Below are 13537 nucleotides of genomic sequence, written 5' to 3'. Positions count from 1 at the left end.
AGACTTCAAGCAAGGAGCCGCGGCATGAGCTACCAGCCCACCCCCGATGACAGGTTCACCTTCGGCCTGTGGACCGTCGGCTGGCAGGGAAGGGACCCGTTCGGTGACGCCACCCGGCGTGCCCTGGACCCGGTCGAGTCGGTGCAGCGCCTGGCCGAGCTGGGCGCCTATGGCGTGACCTTCCACGACGACGACCTGATTCCCTTCGGGTCCTCCGACAGCGAGCGCGAGGAGCACATCAAGCGCTTCCGCCAGGCCCTCGACACCTCCGGCATGACCGTGCCGATGGCCACCACCAACCTCTTCACGCACCCCGTCTTCAAGGACGGCGCGTTCACGGCGAACGACCGGGACGTGCGCCGCTACGCCCTGCGCAAGACGATCCGCAACATCGACCTGGCCGCCGAACTGGGCGCGAAGACCTACGTCGCCTGGGGCGGCCGCGAGGGCGCGGAGTCCGGTGCCGCCAAGGACGTACGGGTGGCCCTCGACCGCATGAAGGAGGCCTTCGACCTCCTCGGCGAGTACGTGATCTCCCAGGGCTACGACCTGAAGTTCGCCATCGAGCCCAAGCCGAACGAGCCGCGCGGCGACATCCTGCTCCCCACCGTCGGTCACGCCCTGGCCTTCATCGAGCGCCTGGAGCGCCCGGAGATGTACGGCGTCAATCCCGAGGTCGGCCACGAGCAGATGGCCGGGCTCAACTTCCCGCACGGCATCGCCCAGGCGCTGTGGGCGGGCAAGCTCTTCCACATCGACCTCAACGGCCAGTCCGGCATCAAGTACGACCAGGACCTGCGCTTCGGTGCCGGTGACCTGCGCTCCGCGTTCTGGCTCGTCGACCTGCTGGAGAGCGCCGGTTACGCGGGCCCGAAGCACTTCGACTTCAAGCCGCCGCGCACCGAGGACCTCGACGGCGTATGGGCCTCGGCCGCCGGCTGCATGCGCAACTACCTGATCCTCAAGGAGCGTGCGGCCGCCTTCCGCGGTGACCCGGAGGTCCAGGAGGCCCTGCGCGCCTCCCGCCTCGACGAGCTCGCCCAGGCCACCGCCGCCGACGGCCTGGCGAGCCTGCTCGCCGACCGCACCGCCTTCGAGGAGTTCGACCCCGAGGTGGCCGCCGCCCGCGGCATGGCCTTCGAGCACTTGGACCAGCTCGCCATGGACCACCTCCTGGGCGCCCGGGGCTGAACCCGCGCGCACGCGTGTGTGCACAGGTGAGGGTGCACACGCGCGTGTCGCCGAACGGCCCGTCCTCGGGCGGTCCCCGCACGGAATGCGCCGGAACCATGCCGTCCATGGCATGGGTCGGTATCAACTTCCTTGCGGGACTCGCCTTGTGAGCGGTTCACCGCGACGCTGGGCGGTATGGCCATGCCGCCCGTACCGCCCCAGCCGCCCGGACCGCCCGGTGACACGCCGCCTCCGGGCGGTTTCGGACCGTCCCACTCCGGCTTCGGAACTCACGACGGGACCGGAGGGGGCGGCTGGTCGCCTCCTCCGCCGTCACAACCGCCCCGCGGCTCGGGGAGGCGCAGGAACCCCCTCTTCGTCGTCCTCGCGCTGCTCGTCGCCGCCGGAGCCGTGCTCGCCGTCGTGCTGATGGCCTCGGGAGGCGACGACTCTCCGGTCGACGAGCCGACCGCCGGCAGCAGCTCCACTCCCGCCCCGTCCTTCAGCCTTCCGGTCGAGCTGCCCAGTGGCCTGCCGAGCGAACTGCCGTCGCAGTTCCCCACCGAGCTGCCCAGCGATCTCGAGTCACTGCTGCCGTCGTTGGAGGAGCTGCTTCCCTAGTCACGAAGCGAGCCGCCGCGCGGGGCAACGGCTTTCACATGCCGCGTGGCAGCCGCACGTACGTGAGCGTCGTCTCGATGCCGCTGTCGACCAGCCGGCCCTGCGCGTCGAACGCGCCGGCGCCGTCCGTCATCCCGAAGTCGTTGTCGTTGACGAGGGCCAGTGTGGCGTGGTCCACGAGCGCGACGCCCTCGATCTTCCCCGGCACTCCTGCGACCGTGCCGAAGTCGACGACCAGCCGCTTCGGCAGCACCGGGACTCCCGAGGCGGCGGGGTCGTCCAGCTGCTCCAGCGAGGGCGATGTCGCGTCGTCGTCCCAGCGGCTGTCCAGGATGTCCGCCGCGCGGCTCAGTCGTACCAGGTGCAGCCGTGCGGCCCTGTCCGTGCGTTCTTCCACGAGCAGTCGGTCGCCGCCCACGGCGACCACCGAGGAGATCTTGAGCTCGGAGGTGTCGTCCTCGCCCGGGTCGACCACGCCGACCGGATCGAACCGGTACGCGTACTCGGCGGTGACCGCTCTCTTCTTCGGTGAGAAGCGCAGCAGCCGGGCGGTCCTCGAACTCTCTCCCGCAGCCGTGTCCGGAAGGGACAGCGGGCTCTGCACCGCCAGGACGAGGTCACCGCCCGGGAGTTGGGCCAGTCCCTCGAAACCCCGGTTGACCTTCCGGTGCAGAAGGACCGCCGGCAACGCCTCCACCACCGGGTAGTCCGTGCCCGTGAGGTTGAGCCCCTGAGGCACGTAACGCGTCAGCACCCTCCCGCGCGCGGAGACGTGCACCAGGGAGGGACCGTACTCGTCGGCGAGCCAGAAACTCCCGTCCGCCGCCCGCACGATGCCCTCGGTGTCCAGCCCGTCGGGGTTGTAGGACAGAGGCCTCTGTGCGTCGTAGGAGTACGGCTCCTCGTCACGCCCCGCCTGGTTGGGCAGCCCCGTCACGGGCTTCCCCGACGATGTGGTCACCGGGATCGCCCGCAGGACCTTCACCGTGTCACCGGACACCCGGATACGCACGATCGCCGGGTCGAATCCCGGCACGGGGAACGTACGGCGCTTGGCGCCGCCCACCTTGATCTGTCCGTTGGGTCCGCGGTCGGTGACCGTCCAGAACTCGCCCTTGCGGCTCGCCGGGAAGATGTCGCTGCCGATGCCGCCCAGGTCCACGCCCCGGTCGTCGTCCACCGTGCCGGGCAGCAGTCTGTCGCTGAACGCCCCGAGCGGGATGTCGCCGAGCGCCGCTGTCCGCGTGACGCGCGCATCGTGGGCAGGCGCGCCCGCGGCGGCCGGTCCGGCGGTGCCGAGCGCGGCCAGCACGGCGAGCGGTACACCCGCCGCGACGGAACGGTGGACGCGGCGCCGACCGGTGGCGTGCGGGGACATCAGGCCTCCTGAGGGGAAGTCACGGCAAGTTCGGTGACAGCGGCAAGAGTTGGGGCACGCACCGAACATCCCACGACCCCCCGGTGAACACGAGGCGTCGGCCGCCCGTCGGACCGACACCCCACGCCACGCCCGACAGAGCCCGACCCTAGGAATGCGCTTTCTCGTCGTCGGTCCCGGCTATGGCCAGAGCCGTCGCCGGATCGTGGGACGCGTCCCCGGCCGGCAGCCAGCGGCCGCCCTCCTCGCGGTACGGCCACCAGCCGCCGTCCCGCCCCAGCCGCAGTTGGCAGGCCGTGCCGACGACCGTCCACCGGTTTCCCCGTGCCCGCAGCTCCGGCCGGTCGTCCTCCTCCCAGGCGGAGTCCAGTGCGGCACGCGCGCGTGCGAGCGTTTCGCCCTCCACGGTCCACTCCTCCTCGAGGACGGACAGAGCGCCCGCCCCTGCGTACCGCCAGGCCCGCACGGCAGCCGCCAGTTCCTCCCGGTCGCGTCCCGTTCCGCGGGCGAGTCGGCCCGCCACGCCCTCGGCAGCTGGATCGGCCGTCCCGGCCGCCTCGAGAACCCCGTCCGCCAGCCGTACGGCGTCCTGGTCCACGGTCAACCGGGCCGGCGGGGTACGCCGCCCCGCTCCCTCGTGGAGCGCCTCCGCGAGCAGCAGGTGCGCCGCGGCGGCCGTCCGGGCGGCCAGGATCTCCAGTGCCGCCGGATCGACTCCGGCCGGCGGCGGGGCATCCGTGTCCAATGAGGGCGCAACGCCCGGCCCCTCAGGCAACCCGGGCATCGCGGGCAGCGGAGGCAGGATGTTCCCGGCCGCGTACGCCTCCGCCGCGTCCACGCCCGCGCTCCCCGGCGGCGCTGCGGCCGGAGCGGCGGTGCCGCGCGACTGGACGTCGTCCAGCAGACGCTGTTCGGCGCGTCCCCGAAGCAGCAGGAGGACGAACGGATCCTGGTCGAGCAGCCTCGCCACCTGATAGCAGACCGCGGCCGTATGACCGCAGTGGTCCCAGGCGCCGCAGTCGCACTCCGCCTCCAGTTCGCCGAGCCCCGGTAGCAGGTCGATGCCGGCGGACCCGGCGTCCTCGACCAGGTCGGGCGGCATCTCGCGGTCGAGCAGCGCGGCGACGTGCCCGGCCCGCTCGACCGCGAGATCCAGGAGACGCTCCCACTGTGCGTCCGAAAGCCTGTCGAGCAGCACGTCGGCCCGGTGCTGAGTGCGATCACGGTCCCGGACGACCGCCGTGACCCGCCCCGGTCGCACCGACACCGCGCCCACGGCGCCCGCGCGCGCGAGCCGTCGGCCCGCCCTCACCTGCTCCCCGTCCAGCGCGCCGTCCTCGAGCGCGGCCAGCCACGCCCGCCCCCACCACGTCTGCGCGAAACCCCTCCCGGGCGCGGGGGGCAAGGCGGCGAAGGTTCGTTCCCCGTCGCTGTCGTGCCGGTTCATCGCGTACCCCCTCGAAGCTCCACCAGGTCGGCCAGCTCGGCGTCCGTGAGTTCCGTGAGCGCCGCCTCGCCGGCCCCGAGAACGGCGTCGGCGAGGTCCTGCTTGCGGCGCAGCATGTCGGCGATGCGGTCCTCGATGGTGCCCTCGGCGATCAGCCGGTGCACCTGCACGGGCCGGGTCTGGCCGATGCGGTACGCCCGGTCGGTGGCCTGCGCCTCGACGGCCGGATTCCACCAGCGGTCGTAGTGCACGACGTGCTCCGCGCGCGTGAGGTTGAGGCCCGTGCCGGCCGCCCTCAGCGACAGCAGGAACACGGGAACCGCACCGTCCTGGAAACGCCGGACCATGGCCTCGCGCTCGGCGACGGGGACGCCACCGTGCAGGAACTGGGTGGGTACACCGCGTGCCGCCAAGTGCTGTTCGAGGAGGCGCGCCAGGCGCACGTACTGCGTGAAGACCAGCACGCTCGCTCCCTCGGAGAGGAGAGTGTCGAGCAGCTCGTCCAGGAGTTCCAGTTTCCCGGAGCGTCCGGCGGTCCTCGGCCGGTCCTCCTTCAGGTACTGCGCAGGGTGGTTGCAGATCTGCTTGAGGCCGGTCAGGAGCTTGACGATCAGCCCGCGTCGGGCCATGCCGTCGGCTTCCGCGATCGCCGCGAGTGTCTCGCGCACCACGGCCTCGTAGAGGCCGGTCTGCTCCCTCGTGAGCGCCACGGGCCGATCGGTCTCGGTCTTCGGCGGCAGCTCGGGGGCGATCCCCGGGTCCGACTTGCGGCGGCGCAGCAGGAAAGGCCCCACGAGCCGGCCGAGCCGCTCCGCCGCGGCCGGGTCCCCGCCGCTCTCGACGGCTCGCGCGTACCGCGTACGGAAGGTCCCGAGCCGGCCCAGCAGACCGGGCGTCGTCCAGTCCAGGATCGCCCACAGTTCCGACAGGTTGTTCTCCACCGGGGTGCCCGTGAGGGCCACACGCGCGCGTGCGCCGATGGTGCGCAGGGCCCGCGCGGTCGCCGAGTACGGGTTCTTCACGTGCTGCGCCTCGTCCGCCACGACCAGGCCCCACGGCACCTCGCCGAGCCGGCCCGCGTCCGACCGCAGCGTGCCGTAGGTGGTGAGGACGAACTCCCCGTCGGCCAGGCCCTCCAGGCCACGCCGCAGCCCATGGAAGCGGCGCACGGACGTGCCCGGCGCGAACCTTTCGATCTCCCGCTGCCAGTTGCCCATCAGGGACGTCGGACAGACCACGAGCGTCGGACCGGCCGCCGAGGCGTCGGTCTGGCGGTGCAGGTGCAGGGCGATCAGCGTGACGGTCTTGCCGAGCCCCATGTCGTCGGCCAGACAGCACCCCAGTCCGAGGGCCGTCGTCCGGGCCAGCCAGTCCAGGCCGCGCCGCTGGTAGTCACGCAGCGTGGCGTCGAGGGCCGCGGGCTGCTCCACTGGCTCTTGCGCCTCTGAGCGCGTCAGCCGCTCCCGCAGGGCCGCCAGCCACCCGGTGGCGCGCACGTCGACCGTGCGGCCGTCCACTTCCGTCGAGCCCGTGAGAGCGGCGCTCAGCGCGTCCACGGGCGTCATCCTGCGGTCCTGCTGAGCGCGCGCCCGGCGCAGTTCCCGCGGGTCGATCAGGACCCACTGGTCGCGCAGCCGCACCAGGGGCCGATTGGCCTCCGCCAGCCGGTCCAGCTCCTCGCGCGTCAGCCGCTGGTCGCCCAGCCCGAACCACCAGGTGAACGTCAGGAGCGAGTCCGCGGACAGGAAGGACGGCGTGTCCGCGCCGAGCCGGTCGGGCCCCGTCCCTTCCTGGGGCGGTCCCACGACCGCGCGGGCGGTCAGGGTACGGGCCAGCTCCCTCGGCCAGTGCACCTCGATGCCCGCGCCCGCCAGCGCTCGCGAACCCTCGCCCAGGAGCTCGGTGACCTCCTCGTCGAGGAGCTCGACGGTGTCCGGGACGGTGGCCGACAGCAGCGGTGCCAGCGCGGGCCAGGCGCGCGCCGCACGGCGCAGGGCGAGCAGGGCGTCCATCCGCGCGCGGGGGCCGAACCTCGCGCGCGTGGTTCCCGAGTCCGCCCAGATCTCGGCGGCGTCCGCGACGAGCGCGGGATCTCTCAGGCTGTGCACCTGCGGCACGGCCCGGAACCTGGGCGCCGCCCGTCCGGCCGACGGGACGAAGGCCCCGACGGCACCGGCCCCGTGCCCGTCCGCCCCGTGCCCGTCCGCCCCGTGCCCGTCCGCGCCGTGCCCGTCCGCGCCGGGCACGGCGGCCCCGGATTCGTCCGCCCCGGGCCCGTCGACCTCTGGCAGGTCCGTCTCGGGCATATCGATCCCGGGCATGTCGGTCCCCGGCATGTCGAGCCCCGAGACCTCGATCCGCAGCGAGATCCGTACGCCGGCGTCGTGGCCCGCGGCGATGTCGGCCGCCCACGCGCGCAGCTCCGGCAGGTGCTGCGGCTGTTGCGCCGCGTAGGCCGGTCCTCCGGTCACCATCGGCGCGGCGGGGGTGCGGGGCAGCGCGTCCGCCACGGCGTCCAGGAAGGCGCGCAGCAGTCGCTCGGGATCGGGAAGGCGCAGAGGCGGGCTTTCGTCCACCGGCACGGCGTGTGCCTCGGGCGGCATGGAGGCGGCCAGCCGGCGCACCTGCTCGACGTCCTCCGGCTTCAGCGGACCGACCCGCCAGGCGTCGTGGTCCTCGAGGGACAGGCCGGGCAGCAGGAGGCCTCGCGCCACGCACCGCAGGGCCAGCAGCGCGGCCGCACCCCAGAAGGCAGCGGCCCGATGTGCGTCCGGCGCGGCACGCGCGCGTGTGAGGAGGGGCAGGGCGTCACCCACCGGCAGGAGTACGGCGGGCACGCGCGCGAGTGCGACACCGGTGCCGACGGGCCGCACGACGGGCAGGTCCTGCACGTGCCGCGAAGCGAGGGCGGGCAGTACCTGGTCGTCGGATCGCCAGAAGGCGACGCTTCCGGTACGGGCCGGGGTACCGGGCAGGAACACGGCAGGGCAACGAGCCAGCTCAGAGATCTCGGACGGCGTTTCCACGGGGATCGTCTGCACGGCGATGAGGCTACTCCTCAAACTTGACTACTGAAGGCGGGGTCGCCGAGGGTACAACACTTCGGAGCGGAAGGCGCACCCTCTCGGACACCGCCTCTGTGCCGCCGACCCGACCGGGTGTCGTCAGGGGCGTCTCGGGGATGCAGTTCAGGGACGTCTCAGGGTCGGGTCCGGAACCGCGAGCGGCGTGGAGCCGTTCTCATGGCAGAGAGCGGCAGTGGCCGCGAAGGAGGCGACGCACATGTCGAAGAACGCGAAGATCGCCGCAGGGGGTGTGGCGGTCGGGCTGCTGTTGCTGATCTGGCTGCCCTGGTGGGCGGCCCTGCTGATCGTGCTGGGGGTTCCGGCGGCGGCCTACCTCACGCTGGATCCCGCTCAGCGGCGCAGGCTGCGCCGTGTCACCCGCAAGGAACTCGGCCGGTGAGTGACGGGGACCGCTCCGCGGTCCCCGTCGTCCGCCACATCCGGGCCGCCGGGGCCCAAGGGCGTCCGGCGGCCCCAGAAGGACCGATGCGGCCTCAGAGAGGTCGTACGGCCATCTTGTCGAGCGCCTCCAGGAGCCCGGGCAGTTCGGGTCCGCGGCCGACCGGCAGCACCTCGCCGGGCTCGTCGTCGAGCAGGACGAACGCGATGTCGTCGGTCCTGGCCACCAGCGACCACCCGGGACCGTCGGCGCGCAGGGTGCGCGCGTCACCGGGAGCGAACGACGAACGCACGCGGCCGAGCGGAGGCGGCGCGTCCACATAGGCGCGCACCTCGGCCAGGACGCGTCGGATACCGCTGTGGCCCTTAGGGGCGCCCGCCCCGGTTCCGCCGGCCGGGTCGGTGGCGCCGGACCCACCCGTCTCGCCGTCCCGGGCCCCCGGACCGGCGTCCGAGTCCGCTGCGGCGCCCTCCTGCGGGCGGGGGAAGTCCGCGTCGTCGATCTGCTCGCGCCACAGGGCCCACTGCAGCGCGATCTCGTCGGCCCCCAGCCGTCGCTGGGCCGGACCCCACCTGGTCGTGTCCGGAGGCGACAGCGCGGGGCTGTCCGCGACCTCGGGGCCGGGATCGTGCGGCGCGGGTACACCGGGGGCCGCGACGGCGACCGCCAGCGGCCACCCCGGCAGCGCGGCGACGACCGTCCGCTCGCCGGGCGACAGGTCGTACTCCATGCCGCAGTCCCACGACGCGATGGCCACGGCCACCAGCGACACGTCGTCGATGACGACAGTCCACCGCGCGCCCTCGCCGTCCTGGCCCAGCACCAGTCCGTACCCGTCGGCGAGCGGCGGGAGGCCGAGCGCCGCACAGGCCTCCGGGTAGTCGTCGCCCAGCGCGCTCGGGAACTTCGCCGGCGTCAGCAGCACCGCCGTGAGCACATAGAGCGCATCGTCCGCGGCGGCGACGGCGTCCTCGTCCGTCCCGGCCATCCCAGCCTCCCCATAGGTTTGTCCAACGGCGCGCACCCTAGTGCGGCGGGAAGGCGCTTGTCACGACTCCCCGACATACCCGGAGCTGCGGTTTTCCGGCCGGACGGGGCGAATCGACCACTCCCGGCCGTTGGATGCGTCACGCCGACGGCAGTCCGAGGAGCTCACGAGCCACGGTCCGTGGCGACTCGTCGCGCTCCCGCGCGAGCGCGATGACCGCGCGACAGGCCAGTTCGTTGACCCCGAAGGAGAGCGCTTCCGGCGACACCCAGCCCGCCGCCTCGTCGATGCTTTCCTGATCGTCCTCCGCGCACGCCGAGACGTACGCGGCGGCCGCCTCGAACAGATTGTGCGGGCGCTTCGTGCCGCCGCGCGACGGCTTCTGGGAACCCCCCTCGTCACCTGGACCCGACCGTGCGCGCCGAGCAGCGCGGAATCTCCCGTAGGCGTTGCGGACCCTGCCGAACATGCCGACCACCTTCCCCTGCGTGCTTGCCGCGACCGAGCGCCCATCTCCTGCTGTTCAACCTAGAGTTGCAGCTCCGGCGACAGAAGGGGGACGGTGCGGTGGAGCGCTTCGAACGGCTGAGGCAGATTCGGCGGATGGACCCGTACGAGGACGCGTTCGAGATCTACCGACTCACCGCCGCGTACGAGTTCCCCTGGGACTTCACCCGCGCTCTGGAACTGGCCCTGTACCGCACGTACGCGGTGCCCGGCATCGGGCGCCTGCTCGCGGAGACCGCGGAACTCACGGACCGCACGCAGAAGCGCTACGACGACACCGCGCTCCTGCTCGACGCCGTCGTCGAGCACGGCTTCGACAGCGAGCAGGGACGGACAGCGGTCCGGCGCATCAACCAGATGCACCGCGCCTACGACATCGGCAACGACGACATGCGGTACGTGCTCTGCACCTTCGTCGTGATGCCGAAGAGGTGGATCGACGCCTACGGATGGCGCAGGCTGTCACGCCACGAGATCGTCGCCTGCACGGTGTACTACCGCACCCTGGGGCAGCGCATGGGCATCAGGGGCATTCCCGAGACCTACGAGGAGTTCGAGGCCTGCCTCGACGCCTACGAAGCGGCCCACTTCTCCTGGGACGAGGAAGCACGGCGGGTCTCGGACGCCACGCTCGCCATGATGGCCTCCTGGTACCCGGGGCCGCTGGCACCCGTCCTGCGAACCGCCACACTCGCCCTGCTCGACGAGCCGCTCCTGAAGGCGTTCCGCTACGCCCCTCCGGGCCCCGCGACCCGCGCGGTGGTGCGAGCGGCGGTACGCGCGCGTGGGCGTCTGGTGCGGCTGATGCCGCCGCGCCGCGCACCCCACCACGCGCGACAGAACCGGGAGATCAAGGGTTACCCGAACGGCTACCGCCTGGGCGAGCTGGGCACCTGCCCGGTCCCTGGCGTCCGAGGCTGCCCCGTCCGGCACACGGGCGGGTCAGCCGTCGAGTGAGGCGAGCGTGTCGCGCAGCCAGGTGAGCTCGGCCCGGGACGTGGCTCGCGCGATGGTCAGGACACCGCGCCGGAACGGGTCCTCCAGTTCCTCTGCGGGCAGCGGCCGGTCACCGTCGTAGAAGAAGCTCGCCGGTTCCTCCAGGAAGGCCAGACGGCGGCGCAGCACGGCCGCCTGGGCGGCGGTGTCGTCCAGGTGCCGGAGAAAGGCGAGCACCGTGAACCATCGGTTCTCGTCGGTGACGTCCTGCGGGGCGGGTTCGGCGAGCCGCCGACGCAGTTCGTCTCCGCCCTCGTGGGTGAGGCTCAGGACATGTCGCGGAGCGGCCACGGCGCCGGGTTCGGTGGCGCGCACCAGGAGGCCCGATCGCTCCAGCCGCTTGATCGTCGGGTACAGCGTGCTCTCGGCCACCGGCCGTACGTGCCCCGTCAGCGCCGTGATGCGTTTGCGCAGTTCGTAGCCGTGGAGCGGGGCGTCGTACAGAAAACCGAGGATGGCGAGTTCCAGCATGCCCGCATTGTGCCGCAGAACGGTGGTACATCGGCGGAGTTCTACCTCGGCACTTTCATACATCGGAAGCTAAATATTACGTTGACGCAATACATCGTAGGCGAGGTATGTTCGAGCTTCCGAGTCGACGGCGTGATGACCCGAGGGGGAACGATGCGGCAGACCGACTTCGATGGTGTCGGCAGTCAGGTCCGGTGGACCGAGTCGCCGGGAGCGGAACCCGCGCGGGTGTACGTGCACGGCCTGGGCGCGGCTTCGGCCGTCTACCACGCCCATGTGGCGGCCCGTCCGGAACTCGCCGGCCGGCGCAGCCTCTTCGTCGACCTGCCCGGACATGGCGTCAGTGACCGTCCCGTGGAATTCGGTTACACCCTCGACGAGCACGCCGACGCCCTGGCGGCCGCGCTCGACGCGGCGGGGGTGACCGGCGCCGAGTTGGTCGCCCACAGCATGGGCGGCTCCGTGGCCGTCGTCCTCGCCCACCGCCGCCCCGATCTGGTCGCACGGCTCGTGCTCACGGAGGCCAACCTGGACGCCTTCCCGCCGCCCACCGCCGGGAGCAGCGGTATCGCCTCGTACACGGAGGAGGAGTTCGTCGACGGCGGGTACGCGCGCGTGCTGGGTGGGATCGGGCCGGTGTGGGCCGCGACCATGCGGCTGGCCGACCCGCGAGCGCTGCACCGCAGTGCCGTCGGACTCAGACGTGGATCCGACCCCGTCATGCGCGAGATCCTGGTCGGCCTCGACGCGGTCGACCGCGTCTACCTGCAGGGTGAGCTCACCGGTGAACTCGACGGAGCGGACGCCCTGGAGGCGGCGGGCGTACGTGTCGTGACGGTCCCGGGCGCCGGCCACAACGTCATGTTCGACAACCCCGACGCCTTCGTGCGGGCGGTCGCCGGAGAGGCGTGAGCCCTCAGGCCTCGCGGACTGCCAGGGCCAGGAAGCGGGCGTCCTCGTCGGCGTACGACGTCAGGCGCCATCCTGAACGGGCCGGCATCGGGCGGAGGTTGGGTTCCGCGCGCAGGTCCTCCGGTGTGATCCGCCGTCCCTGGCGGGCCGCGAGCGCCGCCCGGCCGATCGGGTGGAACAGCGCCAGCGTGCCGCCGGGGCGCACCACCCGTGCCAGTTCCCGCAGGTTCTCCTCCGGCCGGGGCAGGTGGGCGATGAGGCCCGCCCCGAGCACGGCGTCCAGCGACGCGGAGCGAAAGGGAAGCGCGGTCACGTCGGCGAGCATCAGCCGCCCGGCACGGTCGCGTCCGGCCCGCACGGCGGCCGCCAGCATGGCCGGGGTCAGATCTGCCCCGACGACCACTCCGGACGGCCCCACGGCCGCCCGCAGCGGCGTCAGGGCCCGTCCGGTGCCGCAGCCCGCGTCCAGCACACGGTCCCCTTCGCGCAGGCCGAGGTCGCCGACCGCGGCGGCGTAGGCGGGGCCGTCGTCCGGGAAACGGCTGTCCCAGTCCGCGGCCCGCGCGCCGAAGAACTCCTGAACGTGTGTGTGGTCGTCGCTCATGCTCCGCATGATCCCTCACCGACACGGATGATGCCTCGGTGCACATGTTCGAGCGTGACCCGATCGTTCCGGCGCACTACTGCGCCACATTTCAACACCTTTCGAAATGCGCCCCCTTTGTGCTCCTGTGCCCCGGCTAGCGTCCCGTGGCCATGGGACACCTGGACCACGCCGCCTTCGGCTGGCTGACCCCCGTGCTGTCGTACGTCATGGCCTGCGTCGGCGCCGCCCTCGGGCTGCGCTGCACCGTGCGTGCGCTCGGCGCCACCGGACGCTCACGCCGCAACTGGCTGATCACCGCGGCCTCGGCGATCGGCACCGGCATCTGGACCATGCACTTCGTGGCCATGCTCGGGTTCGCCGTCAGCGGCACCGACATCCGCTACGACGTTCCGCTGACCGTGCTCAGCCTTCTCGTCGCCATGGTCGTCGTCTGCGCCGGCGTCTTCGCCGTCGGCCACAGCCGCGACCGCACGCGCGCGTTGCTGATCGGCGGGCTCACCACCGGCCTGGGGGTGGCGAGCATGCACTACCTGGGCATGGCCGCCGTCCGACTGCACGCCGACGTGACCTACGACCCGGTACGCGTCGGACTGTCCGTCCTGATCGCGGTCGTCGCGGCAACCGCGGCCCTCTGGGCGGCGCTCAACATCAGGTCGCCGGTCGCGGTCACCCTCGCCTCGCTCGTCATGGGCGCGGCGGTGAGCAGCATGCACTACACCGCCATGTTCGCGGTGAGCGTCCATGTCACGCCCTCCGGTGAGGCGCTGTCCGGGGCCACGGCGATGCAGTTCATCTTCCCCCTCGCCGTCGGCCTCGGCTCCTACCTCTTCCTGACCTCGGCCTTCGTCGCGCTGTCACCCACCACGGGGGAGCGCGAGGCGTCCGCCTCGGCACAACAACCGGTGGACATCCTCACCGTCCGACAGCAGGCCGGGCCCGTCTGACGCGACCGGCCCGCCCCGAACCACTTCC

13 protein-coding genes are annotated in these 13537 nt (G+C 72.5%); 6 read left to right on the top strand and 7 right to left on the bottom strand.

The features are described from left to right. The first annotated feature begins 24 nt into the window (after window positions 1-24). Both xylA and ACIPFH_RS41305 read left to right on the top strand, forming a co-directional pair. Window positions 25-1191, top strand: coding sequence for a xylose isomerase (gene xylA, locus ACIPFH_RS41310; RefSeq protein WP_401834946.1), 1167 nt, complete (start codon window positions 25-27; stop codon window positions 1189-1191). Between the two features lie 177 nt (window positions 1192-1368). Continuing rightward, the gene (locus ACIPFH_RS41305; RefSeq protein ID WP_401834943.1) at window positions 1369-1794 is read left to right on the top strand and encodes a hypothetical protein; all 426 of its coding nucleotides are present in this window, start codon (window positions 1369-1371) and stop codon (window positions 1792-1794) included. Window positions 1795-1828: 34 nt separating this feature from the next. On the opposite strand, the gene ACIPFH_RS41300 is transcribed toward ACIPFH_RS41305, so the two are convergent. The 3 genes from ACIPFH_RS41300 to ACIPFH_RS41290 form a co-directional block, all read right to left on the bottom strand. After that, window positions 1829-3172: an esterase-like activity of phytase family protein gene (locus tag ACIPFH_RS41300; protein ID WP_401834941.1), complete on the bottom strand. Its 1344-nt coding sequence runs from the start codon at window positions 3170-3172 to the stop codon at window positions 1829-1831. A gap of 148 nt (window positions 3173-3320) precedes the next feature. Further along, window positions 3321-4619, bottom strand: a complete 1299-nt coding sequence (locus ACIPFH_RS41295) for an SWF or SNF family helicase (RefSeq protein WP_401834938.1) — start codon at window positions 4617-4619, stop codon at window positions 3321-3323. Continuing rightward, on the bottom strand, window positions 4616-7660 hold the full coding sequence (locus ACIPFH_RS41290; protein ID WP_401834936.1) for a DEAD/DEAH box helicase: 3045 nt from the start codon (window positions 7658-7660) through the stop codon (window positions 4616-4618). Before ACIPFH_RS41290 ends, ACIPFH_RS41295 begins: the two co-directional genes overlap by 4 nt. Before the next feature lie 241 nt (window positions 7661-7901). Here ACIPFH_RS41290 and ACIPFH_RS41285 point away from each other — a divergent pair, with 241 nt between their 5' ends. Further along, a complete protein-coding gene (locus ACIPFH_RS41285) occupies window positions 7902-8084 on the top strand; it encodes a hypothetical protein (RefSeq protein WP_266506007.1) in 183 nt (60 codons plus the stop codon). Between the two features lie 94 nt (window positions 8085-8178). On the opposite strand, the gene ACIPFH_RS41280 is transcribed toward ACIPFH_RS41285, so the two are convergent. Together ACIPFH_RS41280 and ACIPFH_RS41275 are read right to left on the bottom strand one after the other, a co-directional pair. Beyond that, complete coding sequence (locus ACIPFH_RS41280) at window positions 8179-9072, bottom strand: hypothetical protein (RefSeq protein WP_401834932.1); 894 nt, start codon at window positions 9070-9072, stop codon at window positions 8179-8181. 139 nt (window positions 9073-9211) lie between these two features. Further along, the gene (locus ACIPFH_RS41275) at window positions 9212-9541 is read right to left on the bottom strand and encodes a hypothetical protein (protein WP_401834931.1); all 330 of its coding nucleotides are present in this window, start codon (window positions 9539-9541) and stop codon (window positions 9212-9214) included. Window positions 9542-9639: 98 nt separating this feature from the next. On the opposite strand from ACIPFH_RS41275, the gene ACIPFH_RS41270 reads away from it, so the two are divergent. Next, complete coding sequence (locus ACIPFH_RS41270) at window positions 9640-10536, top strand: oxygenase MpaB family protein (RefSeq protein ID WP_401834929.1); 897 nt, start codon at window positions 9640-9642, stop codon at window positions 10534-10536. Here ACIPFH_RS41270 and ACIPFH_RS41265 read toward each other — a convergent pair. Next, window positions 10522-11046: a PadR family transcriptional regulator gene (locus ACIPFH_RS41265; protein ID WP_401834927.1), complete on the bottom strand. Its 525-nt coding sequence runs from the start codon at window positions 11044-11046 to the stop codon at window positions 10522-10524. The two genes, ACIPFH_RS41270 and ACIPFH_RS41265, sit on opposite strands and share 15 nt — an antisense overlap. A 153-nt stretch (window positions 11047-11199) precedes the next feature. Here ACIPFH_RS41265 and ACIPFH_RS41260 point away from each other — a divergent pair, with 153 nt between their 5' ends. Then, complete coding sequence (locus tag ACIPFH_RS41260) at window positions 11200-11958, top strand: alpha/beta fold hydrolase (protein WP_401834924.1); 759 nt, start codon at window positions 11200-11202, stop codon at window positions 11956-11958. A 4-nt stretch (window positions 11959-11962) separates the two neighbouring features. Here the strand turns inward: ACIPFH_RS41260 and ACIPFH_RS41255 are convergent, their stop codons facing one another. Then, window positions 11963-12562: a class I SAM-dependent methyltransferase gene (locus tag ACIPFH_RS41255; RefSeq protein ID WP_401834922.1), complete on the bottom strand. Its 600-nt coding sequence runs from the start codon at window positions 12560-12562 to the stop codon at window positions 11963-11965. A 152-nt stretch (window positions 12563-12714) separates the two neighbouring features. Here ACIPFH_RS41255 and ACIPFH_RS41250 point away from each other — a divergent pair, with 152 nt between their 5' ends. After that, the gene (locus ACIPFH_RS41250; protein WP_401834920.1) at window positions 12715-13509 is read left to right on the top strand and encodes an MHYT domain-containing protein; all 795 of its coding nucleotides are present in this window, start codon (window positions 12715-12717) and stop codon (window positions 13507-13509) included. Window positions 13510-13537 lie beyond the last annotated feature (28 nt).

It is taken from the genome of Streptomyces sp. NPDC088157 (assembly GCF_044741545.1).
Classification (GTDB): domain Bacteria; phylum Actinomycetota; class Actinomycetes; order Streptomycetales; family Streptomycetaceae; genus Streptomyces.
The sequence above is the reverse complement of the archived record's forward strand: the minus strand, read 5'-3'. Positions and strand labels throughout refer to the sequence as shown.

Excerpts from the sequence above, each read along its gene's own strand:
- xylA (WP_401834946.1), top strand. The coding sequence starts at position 25 with ATGAGCTACCAGCCCACCCCCGATGACAGGTTCACCTTCGGCCTGTGG.
- ACIPFH_RS41305 (WP_401834943.1), top strand. The coding sequence starts at position 1,369 with ATGGCCATGCCGCCCGTACCGCCCCAGCCGCCCGGACCGCCCGGTGAC.
- ACIPFH_RS41300 (WP_401834941.1), bottom strand. The coding sequence starts at position 3,172 with ATGTCCCCGCACGCCACCGGTCGGCGCCGCGTCCACCGTTCCGTCGCG.
- ACIPFH_RS41295 (WP_401834938.1), bottom strand. The coding sequence starts at position 4,619 with ATGAACCGGCACGACAGCGACGGGGAACGAACCTTCGCCGCCTTGCCC.
- ACIPFH_RS41285 (WP_266506007.1), top strand. The coding sequence starts at position 7,902 with ATGTCGAAGAACGCGAAGATCGCCGCAGGGGGTGTGGCGGTCGGGCTG.
- ACIPFH_RS41280 (WP_401834932.1), bottom strand. The coding sequence starts at position 9,072 with ATGGCCGGGACGGACGAGGACGCCGTCGCCGCCGCGGACGATGCGCTC.
- ACIPFH_RS41275 (WP_401834931.1), bottom strand. The coding sequence starts at position 9,541 with ATGTTCGGCAGGGTCCGCAACGCCTACGGGAGATTCCGCGCTGCTCGG.
- ACIPFH_RS41265 (WP_401834927.1), bottom strand. The coding sequence starts at position 11,046 with ATGCTGGAACTCGCCATCCTCGGTTTTCTGTACGACGCCCCGCTCCAC.
- ACIPFH_RS41260 (WP_401834924.1), top strand. The coding sequence starts at position 11,200 with ATGCGGCAGACCGACTTCGATGGTGTCGGCAGTCAGGTCCGGTGGACC.
- ACIPFH_RS41255 (WP_401834922.1), bottom strand. The coding sequence starts at position 12,562 with ATGAGCGACGACCACACACACGTTCAGGAGTTCTTCGGCGCGCGGGCC.
- ACIPFH_RS41250 (WP_401834920.1), top strand. The coding sequence starts at position 12,715 with ATGGGACACCTGGACCACGCCGCCTTCGGCTGGCTGACCCCCGTGCTG.